At 69.3% G+C, this 17,144-nt stretch carries 14 protein-coding genes and 1 riboswitch; of the genes, 9 read left to right on the forward strand and 5 right to left on the reverse strand.

What is annotated here, in order from left to right:
* Window positions 1-39: 39 nt before the first annotated feature.
* Window positions 40-1,968, forward strand: a complete 1,929-nt coding sequence (locus tag ON31_RS12900) for an acyl-CoA dehydrogenase family protein (RefSeq protein ID WP_039813383.1) — start codon at window positions 40-42, stop codon at window positions 1,966-1,968.
* Between the two features lie 153 nt (window positions 1,969-2,121).
* Window positions 2,122-2,787, forward strand: a complete 666-nt coding sequence (locus ON31_RS12905; RefSeq protein ID WP_063821485.1) for a phosphatase PAP2 family protein — start codon at window positions 2,122-2,124, stop codon at window positions 2,785-2,787.
* Here the strand turns inward: ON31_RS12905 and ON31_RS12910 are convergent.
* The 3 genes from ON31_RS12910 to ON31_RS12920 all read right to left on the reverse strand — a co-directional run bounded on the left by ON31_RS12910 (window position 2,778) and on the right by ON31_RS12920 (window position 6,934).
* Window positions 2,778-3,665 (reverse strand): NERD domain-containing protein, encoded by an 888-nt coding sequence (locus ON31_RS12910; RefSeq protein ID WP_255222079.1) that lies wholly within the window; start codon window positions 3,663-3,665, stop codon window positions 2,778-2,780. The two genes, ON31_RS12905 and ON31_RS12910, sit on opposite strands and share 10 nt — an antisense overlap.
* 135 nt (window positions 3,666-3,800) lie before the next feature.
* The gene (locus tag ON31_RS12915) at window positions 3,801-5,174 is read right to left on the reverse strand and encodes a DUF2252 domain-containing protein (protein WP_039813313.1); all 1,374 of its coding nucleotides are present in this window, start codon (window positions 5,172-5,174) and stop codon (window positions 3,801-3,803) included.
* Window positions 5,175-5,239: 65 nt separating this feature from the next.
* The gene (locus ON31_RS12920) at window positions 5,240-6,934 is read right to left on the reverse strand and encodes a GMC oxidoreductase (protein ID WP_039813389.1); all 1,695 of its coding nucleotides are present in this window, start codon (window positions 6,932-6,934) and stop codon (window positions 5,240-5,242) included.
* Between the two features lie 156 nt (window positions 6,935-7,090).
* On the opposite strand from ON31_RS12920, the gene ON31_RS12925 reads away from it, so the two are divergent.
* From ON31_RS12925 to gcvP, 7 genes are all read left to right on the forward strand, one after another.
* Window positions 7,091-7,702, forward strand: coding sequence for a CDP-alcohol phosphatidyltransferase family protein (locus ON31_RS12925; RefSeq protein WP_039813316.1), 612 nt, complete (start codon window positions 7,091-7,093; stop codon window positions 7,700-7,702).
* A gap of 59 nt (window positions 7,703-7,761) precedes the next feature.
* Complete coding sequence (gcvH, locus tag ON31_RS12930) at window positions 7,762-8,160, forward strand: glycine cleavage system protein GcvH (protein WP_039813319.1); 399 nt, start codon at window positions 7,762-7,764, stop codon at window positions 8,158-8,160.
* 191 nt (window positions 8,161-8,351) lie between these two features.
* A complete protein-coding gene (odhI, locus tag ON31_RS12935; protein ID WP_029930637.1) occupies window positions 8,352-8,816 on the forward strand; it encodes an oxoglutarate dehydrogenase inhibitor Odhl in 465 nt (154 codons plus the stop codon).
* Window positions 8,817-8,860: 44 nt separating this feature from the next.
* Window positions 8,861-9,622, forward strand: coding sequence for a transcriptional regulator FtsR (gene ftsR, locus ON31_RS12940; protein WP_085996412.1), 762 nt, complete (start codon window positions 8,861-8,863; stop codon window positions 9,620-9,622).
* Window positions 9,623-9,928: 306 nt separating this feature from the next.
* Complete coding sequence (locus ON31_RS12945; RefSeq protein WP_029930635.1) at window positions 9,929-10,402, forward strand: bifunctional nuclease family protein; 474 nt, start codon at window positions 9,929-9,931, stop codon at window positions 10,400-10,402.
* 183 nt (window positions 10,403-10,585) lie between these two features.
* Window positions 10,586-11,149: a MerR family transcriptional regulator gene (locus tag ON31_RS12950; protein ID WP_039813325.1), complete on the forward strand. Its 564-nt coding sequence runs from the start codon at window positions 10,586-10,588 to the stop codon at window positions 11,147-11,149.
* A 98-nt stretch (window positions 11,150-11,247) separates the two neighbouring features.
* Window positions 11,248-11,340: riboswitch (glycine riboswitch) on the forward strand.
* A gap of 155 nt (window positions 11,341-11,495) precedes the next feature.
* Window positions 11,496-14,333 carry an aminomethyl-transferring glycine dehydrogenase gene (gene gcvP / locus ON31_RS12955; protein ID WP_039813328.1) on the forward strand — a complete coding sequence of 946 codons (2,838 nt, stop codon included), beginning with the start codon at window positions 11,496-11,498 and terminating at the stop codon, window positions 14,331-14,333.
* A 57-nt stretch (window positions 14,334-14,390) separates the two neighbouring features.
* Here the strand turns inward: gcvP and ON31_RS38385 are convergent, their stop codons facing one another.
* Window positions 14,391-16,565 carry a WD40 repeat domain-containing serine/threonine protein kinase gene (locus ON31_RS38385; RefSeq protein WP_051037171.1) on the reverse strand — a complete coding sequence of 725 codons (2,175 nt, stop codon included), beginning with the start codon at window positions 16,563-16,565 and terminating at the stop codon, window positions 14,391-14,393.
* Window positions 16,566-16,716: 151 nt separating this feature from the next.
* Window positions 16,717-17,130: a DUF7144 family membrane protein gene (locus tag ON31_RS12970; RefSeq protein WP_039813336.1), complete on the reverse strand. Its 414-nt coding sequence runs from the start codon at window positions 17,128-17,130 to the stop codon at window positions 16,717-16,719.
* Window positions 17,131-17,144 lie beyond the last annotated feature (14 nt).

The raw sequence follows: 17,144 nt of genomic DNA on the forward strand, positions 1-17,144 counted from the left end.
CACCCAGTCGAGCGTAACCGCCACAGTAGGGTGGCGAATATGGCGACCGACGACGATCGGACAGTGGACGAACTACGCGCGGCCCTGGACGGCCCCTGGCGAGAGATCCGCGAGAAGGCACGCGAACACCTCGACGACGATCGGCTCTACGGCGATCCCACCCTCGATATGCGGGCCGCCCGCGCCCGCGTGCTGGAGCAGATGCGCCTGGTCTCGACCTTCGGCTGGGCCGAGAAGGGCTTCCGGCTCGAGCACGGCGGCGGCAACGATCCCGGCGGGGCGGTCACCGCCCTGGAGATGCTGGCCTACACCGACCTGTCGCTGTGGGTGAAATGCGGTGTGCAGTGGGGACTTTTCGGCGGTGCGGTGGAGAACCTGGGCACCGAGCGGCACCAGACCTACGTCGAACAGCTCATCACCCTGGACCTGCTCGGCTGCTTCGCCATGACCGAAACCGGTCACGGCAGCGATGTGGCCAATCTACTGACCACCGCCACCTACGATCCGGCGACGCAGGAGTTCGTGGTGCACAGCCCGACTCCCGCCGCCCGCAAGGACTACATCGGCGGTGCGGCCGAACACGCCCGTATGGCAGCGGTTTTCGCGCAGCTGATCACCGGCGGTGAGAGCCGGGGCGTGCACTGCTTCCTGGTGCCCATCCGTGACGACCAGGGCAACGACCTGCCCGGCGTGACCACCTCCGACTGCGGGCTCAAAGGCGGCCTGCCCGGCGTCGACAACGGCCGGATCATGTTCGACCAGGTGCGGATTCCGCGCGAGAACCTGCTCAACCGGTACGCCGACGTGGCACCGGACGGCACCTACCACTCCGACATCGAGAATCCGAGCCGCCGCTTCTTCACCACCCTGGGCACGCTGGTGCGCGGCCGGGTGAGCGTGGGCGGCGCGGCGGCGGCCGGTGCGCGGGTGGCGCTGAGCATCGCGGTGCGCTACGCCGAGCGGCGTCGCCAGTTCGACGATCCGGATACCGGCGAGGAGACCCTGCTGCTGGACTACCGCAGCCATCAGCGCCGCCTGCTGCCGCTGGTGGCGCGGTCCTACGCACTGGCCTTCGCGCAGAACGACCTGGTGCGGCGCATGCATCTGGTGCAGACCGGCCAGGACGTCGATCCGGGCGCGCAGCGCGCGCTGGAGAAGCGGGCGGCCGGACTCAAGGTCGCGCAGACCCGGCACGCCACCCGCGCCATTCAGGAGTGCCGCGAAGCATGCGGCGGCGCGGGTTACCTGACCGAGAACCGACTGGTCACTCTGAAGGCCGACACCGACGTGTTCACCACCTTCGAGGGTGACAACGTGGTACTCACCCAACTAGTGGCCAAGGAGTTGCTCACCGCCTACTCCGATGAGGTGCGCGATCTCGACGCGCTGGGCTGGGTGCGCTTCGCCGCCACCATGACCCGCGATGTGGTGCGCGACGTGACCGGGGTGCGCCAGCTCATCCAGCGCCTGCGCGACCGCTCCGACCAGGGTGTCGACGACGGCGACCTGGCCCGCCGCGACGTGCAGCTGCAGCTGTTCGCCGATCGCGAGGACTACCTGACCCGCACGGCCGCGCACCGGCTGCGGGCGCGTGCCGCGGACACCGGACCGTTCGAGGCGTTCAACAATGCCCAGGACCACATTCTGGCGGCGGGCACCGCGCATATCGACCGCATCGTGCTGGAGGCGTTCATCGAAGGCATCGCCGCCATCGAGGACGAACAGGCCCGCGCGCTCGCCGATTCGGTATGCGATCTGTTCGTGTACACCGTGCTGGAGGAGAACCAGGCGTGGTTCATCATGCACCGCTTCATGTCGGTGGAGCGGGCCAAGGCGGTGCGCCGCGGGGTGAACGAACTGGTCGACCGGCTGCGGCCGCACGCGACCACCCTGGTGGGCGGCCTCGGGGTGCCCGAGTACATGCTGCGCGCCGCCATGCTCACCGATCCGGCGGCGGTATCGAACTGAGCCGGACCGCGGATCGCGCACTGAGCCGGATCGCGCGCGAGCGGACCGGGTCCGTGTCGAGACGGGCCGCGTTGCTCTCAGCGCGCGTCGGGCGCGCCGGGAGCGGCCGGGGCGACACCATGGCCGCGAGCGCCGGAGCTAGGGTGCGGATTCGTGTCCGCTGAGTCTCCATCCGCCGCCCCGCCCGTCGTTCGCACGGCGGGTGGGGCGGCGCTGTCGCTGCTGGCGCTGAGCGCGGCGCTGCTCACCGTGGTCGTGCCGCTGACGTTTCCCGCCGGAAAGGGAGCGACCGGGGTGGACAGCTGGCTGGCCGAGCGGCTGCCCGACCGGGCCGACGCGTACGAGATGCTGGCATTTCCCGGCACCGCCTGGGCGGTGCTGCCGCTCCTGGTCGTCGCGGTGCTGTGGTTCGCGCGGCGGCGGCTGTGGTGGCGGGCCGGATTCGTGTTGCTCGCACCGGAATTCGCGGTCGTCGTGAACACCAGGGCGCTCAAACCGCTGTGGGACCGGCCGCTGCACGACTATCTCGCCTATCCCAGCGGGCATACCGTGCACCTGGTCGCCGCGGTCACGGCCGTCGCACTCGCCGCCGAGCATCGCGGCTTCCGTGCGGTGGCGGTGGGGGTCGGTGCGGTGGTGCTGGCCGGGGTGACGGTCGGCATGGTGGGACTCGGGCACCACTACGTCACCGATGTGGTCGGCGGTGCCGCCGCGGCCGTCGCGCTGGTGGCTGTCCTCTATATCCCGGTGCGCCGCATCGCGCTGCGCGCCGACCCCGGTACGCCACGCGCGCCCGGCGACCCGGCCGTTCAGCCGTAGGTCAGCAGCGCCGCGAGCACGAACCAGATCACCCACACCGCCGCCACCACCATGCCGATGGTCAGCAGCACCCGCATGACGCTGCCGCCGACATCGAGTTCGCCGGACCGGCGCGGATACAGCTTCCAGGGGCTGTACCACGGCGCGGGCACCGACATGATCCGGCGGTGCGGGCGTTCGGCCTCGCGTTCCAGCCGGGCCTGCTCCTCGGCGTAGGCCTCGGCCTGCGCCTGCTGCGGGCCGCCGTGCCACAGCGTGACGTCCACCGGGCCGAGGAAGCCCTCGTTCAGCAGATCCTGCGGGGCGGGCAGATACGGCAGGATGCCGAGCCCACGGAACGCCCACGCCACATCGTTGGCCGACCACTGCGGACGGCCGCGCGAGGCGATGGAGTCGAAGTACTCGCGCAGGCGGGTGGGGTCGTCGCCGAGCAGCACCTCGAAACTGGGGTCGCTCCACAGCTGGCGCACCCGTACCTTGGAACCGGGCGGCGGCACCACCAGCACCGCGCCGTGCACCACGCGCTGTCCCAGCCCGCGTTCGGCGAACCAGTTCTGCAGGGCGAAGGTGTGATCGCGGGATTTGTCCAGGGGGGTGCGGCGGTCGCCGCCCTCGAAGTTGATGATCTTGTCGGCGCCACGCCAGGGGCCGCTCAGCGGCACCTCCAGCTCACCCTCGAGCCGTTCCACCAGCGCCTCGGCCTCGATCACCACGCAGCTGGTCGGCGTCCACACCACCGCGTCGAAGGGGTAGAGCCGATCCCCGTGGAAGAGGCTGCAATTCATGGTGGCCACGCCGTGCGGATCGCCGCGGCCCTTCCAGGTGCGCAACCAGTCGATCAGCACCTTCTCGGCATGGGTGCCGGCGGTGTTCTGCACTCGAACGAGCATCGGCTTCGCACCCTTCTCGTCGATCGATAGTCGAAATGGTACGGAGGGTCGGACCCTCCCGGACGGATTTTGCCGTGGGCCGTGTGTCGCCCAGCGGCAGGTCAGACGGTGTCGGAAGGGTGGTCAGGAGGTCTCCGCGGCGATCCGACCGGTCCGCACCGCGGTCGCCAATTCGGCGTGATCGGCCTCGGTCCGGTCCGCGTACCGCACCGCGAAGGCGGCCACCGCGTCATCGAACTCCTCCCCGTCCGCGAGATAGCCCGCCAGCAGCCGCGGATCGACCGAGCGCGCATGCGCGCGCGCCAGCAGCGCCCCGGCCAGGCGGCCGTAGTCGTCGAGGTGGTCCGGATCCAGCGCCGACGGATCGATACCGCCCTTGAGATTACGGAACTGCCGCACGATGAACGGCAGCTCGCGGCCGTCCAGCGTGAGCGTGGTCCAGCCCAGCAGGATATCGGTCTCGGCCTGAACGGCCCTGGCCCCCTGCACGATTCGCTCACCCTCGTGCCGCGCCGGGACGGCGGGCAGATAGGGTGCGAGAGCCGCCGGCGCGGCCTGCTTGAGCTGGAGCACCAGCACCTCGTCGCCATTGCCGTGCAGCAGCGCCAGATAGCTGTGGAAGCCCACACTGCCGGTGCCCACCACCCGGAAGGCGATATCCGAGACCGAGAACCGGGTGATCAGCCGCCGCCGCGATTCGCGCAGCGTGCCCACGTAGCCGGTCAGGCCGTCGATCACCGCCTCGGCCACCGCCGGATCCACCGTGCTGAGCACCGGCGGGTCGGGAACGAAGGTGCGCTTGCCGATGCCGGTCTCGTGATCCTCGATCTCGGTCCACTTGCGCGCCACCTTGGCGCTGGTGTTCTTGCGCGCCTTCTTGGCCGCCCGCTGGAAATCGTCGAGCAGGGCGTCGGCGCGGGTGCGACCGATCGCCGATTCGTCGGCCAGCGCGGTCCAGGAGGTCAGGAACGGCATATCGGCCAGTGCGCCCACCGCGAGCCGGTAGGAGCGGGCGGCATCGCGTGCCGCGATGCGGCAGTCGTCCTCGCTCGCGTCGCCCTCACGTCCGGCCAGTACCAGGCTGGCGGCCAGCCGCTCCAGATCCCACTCCCACGGACCGCGCACGGTCTCGTCGAAATCATTGATGTCCATGACGATCTCGCCGCGTTGACCGCCGTAGAGACCGAAATTGGCGGCGTGCGCGTCACCGCACAGTTGGGCATCGAGACCGCTCACCGGGGCGGGCGCCAGATCCGCCGCCATCAGACCGGCGCAGCCGCGGAAGAAGGCGAACGGCGAGGCGACCATGCGGCCCATCCGCAGCGGGATCAGATGGTCGAGCCGACCGCGATTGCTGGCTTCGAGGAAGTCGAGCACGCCGGGGCGGTCGGGAGCGACGGCATCCCGGTCCCGCGCGGACAGCGGAGTGCGCTCGCGCAGCGCCCGGCCCCGGGCCAGCACCTCATCCGCCGCGACGGGGGAGCGGAAGTCGATCATGTTGGCGCACACGAGATGCCAACCTACCCGCGCCCACCCGCCGCGTCATCCCGGCCGCCCGGGGATCAGTGCCCCGACACCGGCGCATCGGTCGGGAAGATGGGCAGTCGCAGCGCGCCGGGCGCGGTGTCCGGCACCGTCGGACGCCGGGGCGCGACCGGGGCGATGCGCCGGTACGGCTGTCCCAGTTCCGGGCGCGGATCGGGCTCGCCGCGATTGGGCCAGAACGCCATGGCCCGCTCCGCCTGCGCGGTGATGGTGAGCGAGGGGTTCACGCCCAGATTCGCGGTCACCGCCGAACCGTCGGCGATGTGCAGGCCCGGATGGCCGAAGACCCGCTGATACGGATCGACCACGCCGGTGTTCGGATCGGTGCCGATCACGCAGCCGCCGATGTAGTGGGCGGTGGCCGGGATATTGAACACATCCATGATCAGCGAGTGCACATCGCCGTCGACCTTCTCCCCGAAGCGGCGGCCCACGTCGTGGGCCAGCGGGATCCAGGTCGGGTTGGGTTCGCCGGTGCCCTGGCGGGTCTTGAGCTGCCCCCATCTGCGGAAGGAGGTCAGCGAATTGTCCAGCGACTGCATGACCAGCAGGATCACCGACTTCTCCGAGGCGCGGTGGGCGTTGAGACTGCGCGCGAAGACGATCGGGTGCAGCAGGATGGCCAGCAGGAAGCGCAGGAAGCGGAACGCCCCGCCGTCCACGATGGGCACCGACAGCGGGAACAGCCCGTTCTGCCCCTTGCCGTAGTGGCAGACCTCGATATGGGTATTGGGCTCGGGATGGATGGACGAGGTGATGGCGATGCCCTGGGCGAAATCGTCGCGCGCCTTGCTGACCACATTGAGAATGGCCTCGGAGTTGGAGCGGGTCAGCTCACCCAGCCGCGGCGAGAGCCGGGGCAGCACGCCTTCGTCGCGCATCTGGTGCAGCAGCTTCTGGGTGCCGAGCGCGGCCGCCGCGAACACCACCTGTTCGGCGGTGAAGACCTTGCGCCCCTTGCGGATCCAGCGGTCCGAGCGCTGGGTCTCGATGGCGTACCCGCCGCCCGCGATGGGCCGCACCCGGGTGGCGGTGGTGAGTTCGAAGACGTGCGCCCCCGCCTGTTCGGCCAGGTAGAGGTAGTTCTTCACGGTGGTGTTCTTGGCGTTGTGCGGGCAGCCGGTGAAGCAGCGCGCGCAGTGCACGCAGCCGCTGCGGCGCGGTCCGACGCCGCCGAAGTACGGGTCGTCCACCTCCGCGCCCGGATTCTCCTCGTTGAAGAACACGCCCACCCGGGTGGGGTGGAAGGTGTCGGCGACCCCGAGATCCTCGGCGACGGAACGGATCACGTCGTCAGCCGGCGTCAGGCGCGGGTTCGGTTCCACCCCGAGCATGCGCTGGGCCTGGTCGTAGTAGGGCGCGAGCTCGGCCCGCCAGTCGGTGATGTGCGCCCACTGCCGGTCGGCGTAGAAGTCCGGCAGCGGCTCGTAGAGGGTGTTGCCGTAGATCAGCGAGCCGCCGCCCACCCCGGAGGCGGAGAACACCGCGCACTTGCCGAGCACGCTGATCCGCTGGGTACCGGTCATCCCGAGTCGTGGCGCCCAGATGGATTTGCGCACATTCCAGTTCGTCTTGGGCAGGTTCTCCGGGGTCCAGCGGCGGCCGGACTCCAGCACCGCCACCCGATATCCCTTCTCGGTCAACCGCAGCGCGCTCACGCTGCCGCCGAATCCGGAACCGATCACAACGACGTCGTAGTCGAAGTCGGGCATGCTCTTCCTCTCGCGCAGCACCCAGTGGAAATGAGACGAATCGAAACTCATTCTCTCATTCGAAGACTATGGCAGCGACCATACTGTGATCCAACCACGCCCGGTGGTCGGCGTGCCCGGATGGCGATAACACCGTGATTGAGGTATGCACGGCCTGTGACATCCGAACGGAACGCCGAAACGGTGTTCGGCGACCGCATTCTGACCGTGCCGAACGTGCTCAGCGTCATCCGGCTGGTCGGCGTTCCGGTCTTCCTGTGGCTGCTGCTGGTGCGGGAGGCCGACGGGTGGGCGTTCGCGCTGCTGGTGGTCAGCGGGGTCACCGACTTCCTGGACGGCAAGCTGGCGCGCCTGCTCGACCAGTCCTCCCGGCTGGGCGCGCTGCTGGACCCGCTGGTGGACCGGCTCTACCTGGTGGCGACACTGGGCGGCTTCCTGATTCGCGGCATCCTGCCCTGGTGGGTGGTGGCGATACTGATCTGCCGGGATGTGATCTTGACGGTCACGCTGGGGGTGTACAAACGGCGCGACCTGCCCCCGCCCGAGGTGATCTACCTGGGCAAAGCCGCCACCTTCGCGCTCATGTCGGCGCTGCCGTGGCTGCTGGCCGGTCAGATGGACTGGGCGGCCGCGGGTTTCGGGACGGCCTTCGGCGGGGCACTATTGGTCTGGGGCACGGTGGTCTACGTGTGGACAGGCATCCTCTACGTCGGCAAGGCGGTTGCCGTGGCCCGCGCCGTACCGGCCGTGCCACGGGTCACCCCGTAGCGGCTAGGGTGTTGCCGACACAACGACAACTCGGGAGTACATCTGTTGAAAGGACGCCTGTGACCGACCTACCCCAGGATCTGCGCTACACCGAGGAACATGAATGGGTGGCCAAGGTCGGCCCGACCCGGGTGCGGGTGGGCATCACCGACTACGCGCAGTCACAGCTCGGTGACGTCGTATTCGTGCAGCTGCCGGAGGTGGACAAGGATGTGGCAGCCGGGGACAGCATCGCGGAGGTGGAGTCGACCAAGAGCGTGAGCGACATCTACGCGCCGCTGGCCGCCAAAGTCGTTGCCGTGAACGAAGATCTGGTGTCCTCGCCCGAGACGATCAATTCCGATCCCTACGGCGACGGCTGGATGTTCGAACTCGAGCTCGATGCCGCCGACGGTGTGGACGCGGTACTCGGCGAGCTGCTGGATGCCGCAGGTTATCAAGGAGTTATCGGGGGCTGAAGGAGCCTTCACAGTTCTACCTGCACGGGCACGCCCCGGCAGGGTACGGTCAATGCCAACAGATGATCCGGCAGCCGGTGCTCGGAGTTTTCGCACCTCACCCGTCCGAGGGCGAGAGCGGCCCCGGTGGCCGAGTAGCTGAAGGCATCAACTGCTTGCATGGATTATTCGGTTCGAGGAGGAGAGCAAGGGTGAGCGAGCACAAAGACCCGGTTTACGGGGAGAGCGCGGCCGAGACCACATCGGTGTTCCGCGCTGATTTCCTGAACGAGGTCGAACCTCGCACCGAGCAGACCGGCGAGCAGCCGGTAGGGGTCGAGGGTCTGCCCGCGGGGGCGGCCCTGCTGGTTGTGAAGCGCGGCCCGAACGCCGGTTCGCGATTTCTGCTGGATCAGCCCACCACGTCCGCGGGGCGCCACCCCGACAGCGACATCTTTCTCGACGATGTCACCGTCAGCCGCCGCCACGCCGAGTTCCGGCAGGACGACGACACCTTCCAGGTGGTCGATGTGGGCAGCCTGAACGGTACGTATGTGAATCGGGAGCCGGTGGACTCCTCGGAGCTGCAGAACGGCGACGAGGTGCAGATCGGCAAGTTCCGGCTGGTCTTCCTGACCGGTCCGCGTCCGCAATCGAGTGACGCGGGCGCGCTATAGGACCGAGCGGAATGACAGGCGCAGCGCAGTGGACGCGCGGAGGTATGTCGATCGGCTCCGTGCTGGATCTCCTGCGTCCGGACTTTCCGGACATCACCATCTCGAAGATCCGATTCCTCGAATCGGAGGGACTGATCAGCCCGGAGCGCACCCCGTCGGGTTACCGCAGGTTCGCGGTGCACGACGTGGAGCGGCTCCGGTTCGTGCTGACCGCGCAGCGGGACCAGTACCTGCCGCTGAAGGTGATCAAGGAACAACTCGAGGCGATCGACAAGGGGGCCGCCACGCTCGGGGTGCGGGAAGCTCGCGCCCGAGCGGGCGGCGGGGGAGTCGACGCGGTGAACGGATCCGCGCCCACCGACGGTGCGGGCCGCCTGCGGCGGCTCGGGGTCGTGCCCGGTGAGGTATCGCCCGAGGAACTCCGGTTCGATCACGAGATCCGGGTTACTCGGGCGGACCTGATCGACCAGGCCGGTATCGACGAGAAGTTCCTCCAGGAGCTGATCCGCGCCGGACTGATCACCCCCGGCGCGGCCGGTTTCTTCGACACCGACGCGGTGACGCTGGCCCGCACCGCGCAGGCATTGAGTGAATTCGGTTTGGAGGCACGGCATCTGCGCGCCTTCAAGCTGGCGGCGGATCGAGAGGCGGCGCTGGTGGCCCAGATCGCCGCCCCGATCGCCAAGAGTCGGGACGAGGACGCGCGCGCCCGCGCCGAGGAGACGGTGCGGGAGTTGGCGGCATTGTCGCTGACCCTGCACACCTGCCTGGTGAAGACCGCCGTGCGCGCTTCCCTCGGCGGCTGAAATCCTCGCCCTGTGTGTCGGGCACGGTGTCGGTGCCGACGCGTATTGTGGCTCTTACGTCAGCAATGGCGTTCCGGACCGCCCAGCAGGTGGCCGGGTCATCAATGTCTGTGGAGAGTCGGGCGCTGGCCAGTTCCCAACGGGGACTGGTGGAACCGGACTCGGCGAAGCAGGAATCCGCACCGATTCGGTGTGGGGACACCCGAGAAGGGTGGTGTCGGAGGAAAATGGCCGACGCGCTTTAGACTCGGTGATACGGCACCGAGCGGCAGGGCGGCAGCCGGGCGAGTTTATGGGAGGCGTGCCATGAGCGAAATGCGTGTGATCGGCATCCGTGTCGAGCAGCCACAGAACCAGCCCGTGCTGTTGCTCCGCGAGGTATCCGGCGACCGATACCTACCCATCTGGATCGGGCAGGCCGAGGCGACGGCGATCGTGCTCGAACAGGAGGGCGTCACGCCCATCCGGCCGCTGACCCACGATCTGGTCAAGATCCTCATCAAGGAGTTGGGCCACACCTTGAAGGAGGTGCGGATCGTGGATCTGCAGGAGGGCACCTTCTACGCCGATCTGGTCTTCGAGAACGGTCCGCGCATCTCGGCGCGGCCGTCGGACTCGGTCGCCATCGCGCTGCGGGTGGGCTGCCCGATCTACGCCGAGGAGGCGGTGCTCGAGGAGGCCGGGCTGGTCATGCCGGACGAGCGTGAGGACGAGGTCGAGAAGTTCAAGGAATTCCTCGAATCGGTTTCGCCGGACGACTTCAAGGCGACCGACAGCTGAGTGGCCGATCCGATACGGAAACGTGTCTCGACCTCAGGTTTAGGGTGAGAAACACGCGGTCGAGCAGGCTTGGTCGGATGCCGATACTGCCGGGACAATCGGGAGAGTAGCCTCGATAGTTAGGCCATTCGCTCCAGTATTGATGACGAGCCCTGATAGGCCACGGTAGTGAGGGAGTAGTCAGTGGGAGATCAACCGCAAGACGTGGTACAGCCAGGGCTGTTCCCCGATGACACGGTGCCCGATGATCTGGTTGGCTACCGAGTTCCCACTGCGTGCCAGGCGGCGGGAATCACCTATCGCCAACTCGACTATTGGGCACGCACCGGACTGGTCGCTCCGTCCATTCGCACCGCCTCCGGATCCGGCAGCCAGCGCCTGTACTCGTTCAAGGACATCCTGGTCCTCAAGATCGTGAAGCGCCTGCTCGACGCGGGCATCTCGCTGCAGAACATCCGCATCGCGGTCGACCATCTGCGCAGCCGCGGTGTCGAGGATCTGGCGGGCATCACGCTCTTCTCCGACGGCACCACCGTCTACGAGTGCACCTCGCCCGAGGAGGTCGTGGATCTGCTCCAGGGCGGCCAGGGCGTCTTCGGCATCGCCGTCAGCGGCGCCATGCGCGAATTGACCGGCGCGATAGCCAATTTCCCGGCCGAACGCGCCGAGGAGGGCAATGCCACCGACCGCCCGGAGGACGAACTCGCCTTCCGGCGCAAGGCCCGCCTCAACGCCAAGACCGGTTAGCGATTCGATAACGGCGTCGTGCGACGCGCCGCCCCAGGTGTGAAATCGGCCCAGGCAACAATCCTGTAACCAGGGTCGGCATAGACTGGGCGGTGCGTCGCCGCCGTGCGGGAGAGTTCCGGGACCACCGGACGCCGAAGGAGCAGCACCTCCCCGTCAATCTCTCAGGCACCAGGGACCGTACGGAGATTCGACGCCTCTGGAAAGCGGTGGTCCGCGACCACCCGCCCATGGGGAAAGGGCACCGCTCACCCGGCGGACCCGAATCTCTCAGGCTCCACGACAGAGGGGGAGGGCACCCGACTGTCGACCCCGTCGGTCGACCCGCCCGAACCTTGGAGCTGCCGTGCAGAATCGATCCTTCGCCGACCGCCATATCGGACCCGATCGCGGCGAAACCGACCGCATCCTGTCCGCCATCGGCATCGGATCCCTGGACGAGCTGGCCGAACGGGCCGTGCCGGCCAGCATTCTCGACGCCGCCGCCACCAACGGCCTGGCCGCGCTGCCGCCCGCGATGAGCGAGCACGAGGCACTCGCCGAACTGGCCGCGCTGGCCGCGTCCAACACCGTCGCCACCAGCATGATCGGCCTCGGCTACTACGACACCCTCACCCCGCCGGTGCTGGTGCGCAACCTGCTCGAGAACCCGGCCTGGTACACCGCCTACACCCCGTATCAGCCGGAGATCTCGCAGGGTCGCCTGGAGGCGCTGCTCAACTTCCAGACCATGGTGTCGGATCTGACCGGGATGGAGGTGGCCAACGCCTCCATGCTGGACGAGGCCACCGCCGCCGCCGAGGCCATGACGCTGCTGCAGCGCGCCAACCGCAAGTCGAAGTCGTCGCGACTGCTCATCGACACCGATCTGTTCCCGCAGACCCGGACCGTGCTGTACACCCGCGCCGAACCGCTCGGGATCGAGATCGTCGAGGCCGACCTCGCCGCGGGCGAACTGCCCGAGGGCGACTTCTTCGGCGTGCTGGCGCAACTGCCGGGCGCGTCGGGCCGCATCGTGGACTGGCAGCCGCTCATCGACGCCGCCCACGAGCGTGGCGCGCTGGTGGGCATCGGCGCGGACCTGCTGGCCCTGACACTGCTCACCCCGCCCGGTGAACAGGGCGCGGACGCCTGCTTCGGCACCACCCAGCGCTTCGGCGTGCCCCTGGGCTTCGGCGGCCCGCACGCCGGATATCTGGCCGTGCACTCCGCGCACGCCCGACAGCTGCCGGGCCGACTGGTCGGCGTCTCGGTGGACGCCGACGGCAGCCTCGCCTACCGCCTCGCGTTGCAGACCCGCGAACAGCACATCCGCCGCGAGAAGGCCACCTCCAATATCTGCACCGCCCAGGTGCTGCTGGCCATCGTGGCCGCCATGTACGCCTCCTACCACGGCGCCGACGGACTGCGCGCCATCGCCCGCCGGGTGCACGGGCACGCGCAGTGGCTGGCCGCCGGACTCGGCGACGCCGTGGTGCACCAGCGCTTCTTCGACACGGTGCTGGTGAAGGTGCCGGGCGGCGCGGAGGCCATCGTGGCCAAGGCCAAGGGCGCGGGCATCAACCTGCGTCTGGTGGACGCCGACCATGTCGGCATCGCCTGCGACGAGGCCACCACCGACGCGCATGTGGTGGCGGTGCTCGACTGCTTCGGCGCGGAGATCCCGGTCGGCCCCGAGGGCGCGCTGCTGCACGGTGCGCAGCGCCCGCACATCGAGAACCGCACCTCGGAGTTCCTCACCGCCCCCGCGTTCACCAGGTACCACACCGAAACCGCCATGCTGCGCTACCTGCGCGCACTGTCGGACAAGGACATCGCGCTGGACCGCAGTATGATTCCGCTGGGCTCGTGCACCATGAAGCTCAATGCCACCGCGGAGATGGAGTCCATCACCTGGCCGGGCTTCAATCGCGTGCACCCGTACGCGCCCGTCGAGGACGCCCCGGGCCTGCGCCGGCTCATCACGGATCTGGAGGGCTGGCTGACGGCGGTCACCGGCTACGACCGGGTTTCGTTGCAGCCCAACGCCGGTAGCCAGGGCGAATACGCGGGTCTGCTCGCCATCCGCCGCTACCATCTGGACCGCGGCGACACCCACCGCGACACCTGCCTGATCCCGTCCAGCGCGCACGGCACCAACGCCGCCTCGGCCGCCATGGTCGGCATGCGCGTGGAGGTGGTGAAGTGCCGCGCCAACGGTGACGTGGACCTGGACGATCTGCGCGCCAAGATCGCCGACCACGCCGAGCGGCTGGCCTGCATCATGATCACCTACCCGTCCACGCACGGCGTGTACGAGCACGAGGTGGCCGAGCTGTGCGCCCTGGTGCACGAGGCGGGCGGTCAGGTGTACGTGGACGGCGCGAACCTCAATGCCCTTGTCGGCCTGGCCCGTCCGGGCAAGTTCGGCGGTGACGTCAGCCACCTGAACCTGCACAAGACCTTCTGCATCCCGCACGGCGGCGGTGGTCCGGGCGTCGGCCCCGTCGCGGTCCGTGAGCACCTGGCGCGGTACCTGCCCGGCAATCCGCTGGAGCGGGATTCGCACGCCGTGTCGGCGGCCGAATTCGGTTCGGCCTCCATCCTGCCCATCACCTGGGCCTACATTCGCATGATGGGCGCCGACGGGCTGCGCCGCGCCACCCTGACCGCCATCGCCTCGGCCAACTACATCGCCCAGCGCCTCAACGACCACTTCCCGGTGCTCTACACCGGCGACAACGACATGGTCGCCCACGAGTGCATCCTGGACCTGCGCGAGATCACCAAGCGCACCGGCGTCACCGTCGACGATGTGGCGAAACGCCTGGCGGACTACGGATTCCACGCACCCACCATGAGCTTCCCGGTGGCGGGCACCCTCATGGTGGAGCCCACAGAGAGCGAGAACCTGGAGGAGCTGGACGCCTTCATCGACGCCATGATCGCCATCAAGGCCGAGATCGACCAGGTGGCCGCCGGAGTCTGGCCCGCCGACGACAACCCGCTGCGCGGGGCCCCGCACACCGCGGAATGCCTGGTCGGCGACTGGAATCACCCGTACAGCCGGGAGACCGCGGTGTATCCGCGCGGGGTGAAGCACGCCCGCGCCAAGGTGTGGCCGTCGGTGCGGCGCATCGACGGGGCCTACGGCGACCGCAATCTGGTGTGCTCCTGCCCGCCGCTGGACGCCTACGCCGAATGAGCGCCCGCACCGAATGACATTGTGCCGCACCGGTTCCCGAGTGGAGCCGGTGTGGTATCAGACCGCCGGTTCCCATAGGCGCAGCGTGGCGTCACTGCCGGTGGTGGCGAGCAGGCGGCCGTCGGGGCTGAAGGCGACCGCGTAGACGGCGTCGGTGTGGCCGGTGAGCGGTTCGCCGAGCTGGCGGCGGGTGGTGACATCCCACAGTCGCACGGTGCCGTCGTCGCCGCCGCTGGCCAGGGTGGCGCCGTCGGGTGCGAAGGCCACCGCGCGGACGCCGCCGGTGTGGCCGGGGATGGCATCGCCGAGTTGGCGATGGGTGCCGGTGTCCCAGATCCGCGCGGTGCCGTCCGCGCCGGTGGTGGCCAGCAGGCTGGCGTCGGGACTGAAGATCACCGTGCGCACCCGGTCGGTGTGCCCGAGGAACGGCGCACCCAGCTGCCGGCGGGTGCGCACATCCCACAGCCGCACCGTCATATCGAAGCCGGCGCTGGCCAGGATGGTGCCGTCCGGGCTGAACGCGACCGCGTTGACCGCGGCGGTATGGCCGTGCAACGGCGCGCCGACCTGCTGCCGGGAGTCCACTCCGCGCAGCCGGATCAGGCTGTCGCTGCCCGCGGTGGCGAGGAGCACGCCGTCGGGGGCGAAGGCGACGGCATTGATCGACCCGGCGGCATCGGACAGCGGTTCACCGCGTGGTCGCCCGGTGCGCACGTCCCACAGTCGCGCGGTGGTGTCCGCGCTGGTGGTCGCGAGGGTGGCGCCGTCGGGGGCGAAGGCGACCGAACGCACCCGATCGGTATGACCGGTCAGCGGTTCGCCTGCCGGACCGCCCGCGCCGACATCCCAGAGCCGCGCGTTCTTGTCGAAACTCGCCGTCGCCACCAGCGCCCCGTCCGGGCTGAAGCGCACGTCGTGCACCAGGCCGGTGTGGCCGGTGAGCACCGTGCGCAGCCGCGAACCCGCACGGGGCGCATCGCGCTGCCCCGGCGCGTCGGACCGGCCGGACGAATCCTCCTGGGTGAGCAGTACGACGGCGGTCGCGACGGCGGCGACGGGTGCCGCGATCCCGAGCGCCGAGAGCAGGCGTCGCCGCGTGATGGCCGGCGACTTCGCTTGGGGGACAGGGGGTTCGGTGGGTTCGCGGCTGGGCGGTGGTGCGGGCGCGGTGGGAGTGTCCCAGCTCCCGTCCATCGGTGGGCGGCCGGGTGGTGGCGTGGCCGCGTCGGTCTGGCCCGCGTCGGTCTGGCCGGCGTTGGTCTGGCCGGCGTTGGTCTGGCCGGTGTCGGTCGACGGTGATGCGGGAACCGCTGGTGGTGCCGGGAGCGGCGGTGAGGCGGGGAGCGGCGGTGAGGCGGGGAGCGGCGGTGAGGCGGGGAGCGGTCGCGGGGCGGGGAGCGTGGCCGGTTCGCGCAGCGCCGTCACCGCGGCCTCCGCCAAGGCGGTGCAGGTGGGGTAGCGGTCCGCCGGGTCCTTGGCCATGGCTGTGGCGATCACCCGGTCCACCCCGGCGGGCAGATCCGGTCGGCACGAGGTGGCCTGCGGCGGAGTCTGGTGCAGGTGGGCGTGCAGGACCGCGGCGAGGGTGTCGCGGGGATAGGGCACCGTATCGGTGAGCAGCCGGTACAGCGTCGCGCCCAGCGCGTACACATCGGCGCGCCGGTCGAGCGGATGCCCGGTGAGCAGTTCTGGGGCCGCGTAGGCGAAGGTCGCGCGCACCGAGGTGGTGACGGTGGTGGTGTCGTCCAGACTGCGGGCGATACCGAAGTCGGTCAGGTACACGTGCCGCCGCTGCCGGACCGCGGTGGTGAGCAGATTCGCGGGTTTGACATCGCGGTGCAGCACCCCGCGCCGATGCGCGTGATCGAGACCGTCGGCGGCCTGTGCGATCACCTCCACCGCGACCTCGGCCGCCAGCGGCCCGTCGCGCAGCACCTGCCCGATATCGGGGCCGTCCACGTAGTCCATGGCGATCCACAGGTGGTCGCCCTCGGTGCCGCGGTCGTGCACCCGCACGATATTCGGATGCTGCAACCGCGCCGCGATCTCGGCCTCCCGTTCGAAGTACGCGCGCGCCGCGGGATCGCGGCCCAGATCCGCCGAGAGGACCTTGAGCGCGACATCCATGGGCAGCCGGGGATGGCGGGCCAGATACACCGTGCCCATGCCGCCCACGCCGATCACGCGCTGGATGGCGTATCCGGCGAATATCGCACCCTGGTGGAGAGTCACGGGTCCTCCCTGTGCTACCCGCCCGGCGTGGTCGCCGGTCTCCTGGTATCCAGTGTGAATCCGTTCGCGTTAATGGCGCACCCCCCGAACACGCGACGGCGCCCCACCGATCGCGCGGATCGATGGGGCGCCGTGCACCGTCGGGCTCGGGTCAGACGGTGTCGGGCTTCCAGGTCGCGACGGCCCAGATGACCACCACGTCCAGGGCGATGATGACGATCGACCAGATCGGGTAGTAGGGCAGCCACAGGAAGTTGGCGATGATCGACAGCGCCGCCAGGATCATGGCGGCGGCGCGGCCCCAGGTGGTGCCCGCCATCAGGCCGATGGCGGCGATGACCACGATCGCGCCGAGGATGATGTGGATCCATCCCCACCCGGTGGTGTTGAGCTTGTAGACGTAGTCGTTGACATCCACGATCACCAGATCGTCGGATGCCGCGGCCGAGATGCCCTCGAGGATCGAGAGCACGCCGACCACCAGCAGCAGGACCGCGGCCGCGATGGAGGTGCCCGCGGCGAAACCCTGCTCGAGCGAACTGTCGGTGCTCGTCGTATGCGCCATTCCCGCAATCTCCC

This window comes from Nocardia otitidiscaviarum NBRC 14405 (genome assembly GCF_000308635.1).
Taxonomy (GTDB): domain Bacteria; phylum Actinomycetota; class Actinomycetes; order Mycobacteriales; family Mycobacteriaceae; genus Nocardia; species Nocardia otitidiscaviarum.